Below are 4,193 nucleotides of genomic sequence, written 5' to 3' on the forward strand. Positions count from 1 at the left end.
GGCGTAGTGCGGGTGGATGAGGACGCCCTAGGCGCCTTGGCCGAGGCTTTTAAGACCGCGGAGAGGGTAGTCCAGCTGGAGAGAGACGTGGAGAGGGCGAGGAGGGAGGCCCGCGCCGCGGAGAGGCGGGCGAGGGAGGTGGAGAGGCTTGTGAAAAAAGCTGTAAAACAGCTGAGGCCGCCCGACGTTGAGAAAACTGCCAAGCTGGCGGAGGAACACGCCTCTCTCGTAAAGACGCTCTCGCAGACGGTGGCCGGGGTAGAGGAGGCGCTGGCGAGGGGGGAGTGGGGCTGGCGGATAGGCTGGCCGTGGAGGCTGCTAAGCTGTACCGCATGGCCAGGGCTCTGGAGGAGGAGGCTCTGGGGAGGGCCGCCGTGAGGGAAACTGTGTTGTACATGGCGGAGGGGCTTGGGCTGAGGGCGGCGGCGTATGAAATAATCAAGCTATCTCAAGCGGCCTCTCTCCTGGGGTCTGAGGAGGAGAGGAGGGCTCTGGCCGAGGCGATTAGGCGTGTGTTTGACTCAGCCGCCGCCGTGTACGGCAGAGGCCGCGTGGTGGAGGCCGTGAGGAGGCTGAGGAAGGAGCTTGAGCCGTACGCCGTGTCGATCCCCGTGGCGGGTGGAGAACGCGAATTTATCTTATTTAAACAGGAGGAGGGGGAGGTCTTCGCCCGCGCCGTGGTTTACACATTACTAAAGGAACTGGCCGAGAGAGCCCCGGCGGCTAGGCAACAGATCGAGGAGAGGCTAAGGGCCGTTGAGAGAGGCTCTGTGGGAGATTTCGGGAGGGAGAGGTGGGAGAGGGCTCTGCAGGCGGCCGGGGAGGCCGTTAGGCTGAGGCTGGCCGAGTTCAGGCCTGGAGAGGTGAGGCTAGACGCGGCTGTGGAGATAAGGCGCGTCTCCGCCGCGATCGCCCAGGTGGAGGGTGCGTTGAGGGGCCGGGGCCTGCCCGGCGTGTCGAAAGCGGCGTGGCTGGCGGCGGAGCTGAGGGATTTAGAGGCGGCGAGGGATGCGGCTAGATATTTTGAGCTTTGGGAAAAGGCGGGGAGGGCCCCTAGAGAAGAGGCGTTAAAGGCGGCGGAGGAGATGAGGGCAATAGCCCGGAGGCGTCCGGCAATTATTTCAGAGCTGTTAAGAGCCTTGGCCAGAGGAGGGTTTACAAGAGTCTGGGAGATACCGTCCTACCTCCACAGACTTTACACAGAGGAGCTCGAGAGGCGGGTGGAGAAGGTAAGGCGGATCGCGGAGGAGGCTGAGGAGGCCGCCGGCGCCGCGGCTAGGGAGGCAGGGGAGCTGAGGAGGAGGCTGGAGTTCCTCATGGCCCGGGTAGGGGCTAGAGACGCCGCTGGTTTTCTAATCAAGCTGGCCTCTATTACAGACGCCGTAGCCGAGGCGGTGAAGGCGTTGGAGAAGGCGGCGCCGGAGCTGGGGCGCAGTAGGCAGTGGGGGAGGGCGCTGGAGAGGGCTAGAGCCGGCGTCTTGTCCGACAAAGACGTGGAGAGGCTGAGAGCCGCCGTTAGAGAGCTGGCGAGGGCTTGGGAGGCCTACCCGCGGCTGTTGGAATTCCTCCAGAAGCCCACTACAGAGGCGAAAGATCTCTATTATCTGCAGAAGGCGGCTGGGGACCTCGGCTTGGGGGAGGCGGCGGAGTTCATAGCCTTGGTCGGCGTGGCTAGGGGCGTGTACGAGATGTATGGGGAGAGGCTTTACCAAAACCCGCTGTACGAGGCACTCCTCCCCTACCTCGGCTGGGAGGCTGAGAGGGCGTTGCTCCGCGCGCCGGCGGGGGTGCATGTGGCCAACCGCCTGGGCGAGAGGCTCGCCAGAGAGGTCTTCAGCCGCTACGCCTTGTTTGACCTATACGGCGACGCCATCCGCGAGATATCCACCCTGGCGGATCTGCCCCTCACAGTGGGCATGCCAGCGGCGCTTAAGGCCAGAGACGTGTTCCTCCTCCCGGAGAAGACGTATCCCGACAAGGTGGCTAAGTACGTGGCTAGGTGGACTAGGGAGGGGGTGGCGGAGGGGATACGCCGCTTCTACTCCACGGAGGAGGGGATACAGCACAGAGCCGCGGCTCATCTAATGGCGCTGGCGGGGAGGGCCGTGGCGTTGTACAAGACGTATGAACATTTATTGGAGAAGGCGAGGAGGTCAGACGGCGTTGAGAGGGAGGTGCTGACCGCCGTGGCCCACGCCGCGAGGGCGAGGGCGGCTTATGAAGAGCTGAGAATAGCCGCCCTCCATAGGAAATACGCAGAGAGGCTCGCCTCCGCCGCGGGGCGCCGCGACTCCGAGAGGGCGGCTAGGATAAGGGCGTCGGCGGAGGGGCACTACGAGGCGCTGGTTGCCGAGGCCGCCCGGAGATACAGAGAGTCGTTGAGAGCGGTTAGAGAGGCTGTGGAGAGGGGCTCCTCGCCGGCGTTCTTCAAGGCGCTGAGCCAGTACCTAGGCGGCGCGGCTTATCTGGCAAAAGACCCGGAGAGGCTACATCTGCTGGTCAAGGCGGCGGAGCCCATGCGCCTAGCTAAGCAAGTACCGGAGCTGGCCGGCGTCTACGCCAAGGCGGAGGAGGCTTTTAGAGTCTACAGAAGGCTGGAGAAATTCCTCGAGCGTAGAGTAGAGCCGCCCCCCAGCCCCCTCCCCGACTACTCAGTGGCTGTGTTCCTCGAGGGTAGGGCCCGCCGCGAGCCCCGCCCCGTCGAGGAGGCCGCCGCCGTATACGGCTACCACTGGCTTAGGGCCAGGGCCGGGCTTAGGCCGGCTGTAGACGCCGTGTCTATTGCCTACTGGCACATGCAGAGGGAGATTACGCTACCTAGAGAGGCTGTGGAGGCTTTGAGAAGAGCAGGCGCGTATAGAGAGGCGAGAAGGCTGATCAAAGAGGGGAGGGGGCCGCCCACCCCCCTGGCGCTTGTCAGAGCTAGGCTGAGGGATGCTGTCTTTGCACTATCCGCCGAGGCCACGCCTCTGGCGGAGGAGCTCGGGGGAATTGCAGCCGCGTTGGCGTTCTACCACGCGGCGGGTTTAATCAAGGCCCCGGCTCTGGTGCTGGAGTGGGTGAGGACGCGCCGCCCGGAGGATTGGGAGAGGGCTGTGGAGGCGGCGAGGGCGTATAAGAGGGGCGATTTAGAGAAGGCGAGGCAACTCATCGCCTTAAACCTCGACGAGGCTGTGGACAGGTTCAGATCAGCGGTGGGCAGATTCGTAGAGGAGGCCCTCTCCATCGCGGGCTTCAGCCCCGGGGCGTATCAGAAGGTTAGAGAGCTGGCCTGGGAGCTCTCCAGAGGCGGCCCTCTGGAGAAGTACCTATCCATGAGGCTGAGGCAGGCGCTGAGAGGCGTGGAGCCGGCGAGGGCTCCCGACGTCGAGGTGTTTAACAAACTGCCAGAGGCGGTGAGGGAGGGTCTGAGGCGTCTCGTCAAAGATCTGGAGGAGGGCATGGCGAGGGAGGGGTTCTACCGCCGGGTTGTTGAGGCCTTCTACAGCCAGCTCGGCGTCGAGGGCGGGGAGGATCCGAGGGTTTTTGCCAAGGCGGTTGCGGAGAGGCTGAGAGAGATTTGGAGAGTGGATCTGAGGGAGGGGGAGTCGGTGAGGCCTGGGTACCGCAGAGAGGCTGAGGAGGCCTTCTCCAAGGCGGTGAGGGAGCTGGAGGAGCTGTCTGAGACGCCGCTGTCTGAGGTGGGCGCGGCGGCAGGCCGCGTCTTCGACGCGCTGGCGGAGGCCTTGAGCTACGTAGTGGAGGACCGCTTCCTGCGCCGGGCTGGGGAGGGCGGCGGCGTGTACGACGGCGATAGGCTGGCGGAGATCGCGCTGGAGGCCGCCGGGGAGGTGGGTGTGGGCGGCGAGGAGCTGGCGGCTGAGGCCGTCTACAAAGCGCTCGGCAGGTGGGCCGAGGCGTCGAGAGACGTCTATATGAAGTATTTAGAGAGGGGCCGGGCCCCCGTCCCCGAGGGCCTCGCGGTGGTGTTTATGAGTAAGTCGCTGAGGGCGTTGCGTAGGCTTGTGGCGGCGCCGGCGCTGGTGGCGGGGGAGGAGGGGGCCGCGGTGCGTTTCTTTGTCTACCACCCGGCGCTGGGTGGGGTGTTGAGGGAGGTGGTTGGGCACTTCGCCGCCGGGGTGAGAGACGCCAAGAGGGTTCAGCTGGGCGTCGCGCCTCCCGAGTACATCCTCACGACGAAGGCGGTGGGCGCC

Annotated in this window: 1 protein-coding gene and 1 pseudogene; both read left to right on the forward strand. The window is 65.0% G+C overall.

Translation table 11 applies throughout. The features are described 5' to 3' along the window. On the forward strand, positions 1-378 hold a 378-nt coding region (locus tag ACP5J3_RS11510; protein ID WP_428495820.1), incomplete at its 5' end, for a hypothetical protein. Then, positions 285-4,193, forward strand: a pseudogene (locus tag ACP5J3_RS11515) (hypothetical protein); the annotation flags it as partial. The gene ACP5J3_RS11510 and the pseudogene ACP5J3_RS11515, both read left to right, overlap by 94 nt.

The organism is Pyrobaculum sp. (genome assembly GCF_049971835.1).
Lineage (GTDB): Archaea > Thermoproteota > Thermoprotei > Thermoproteales > Thermoproteaceae > Pyrobaculum.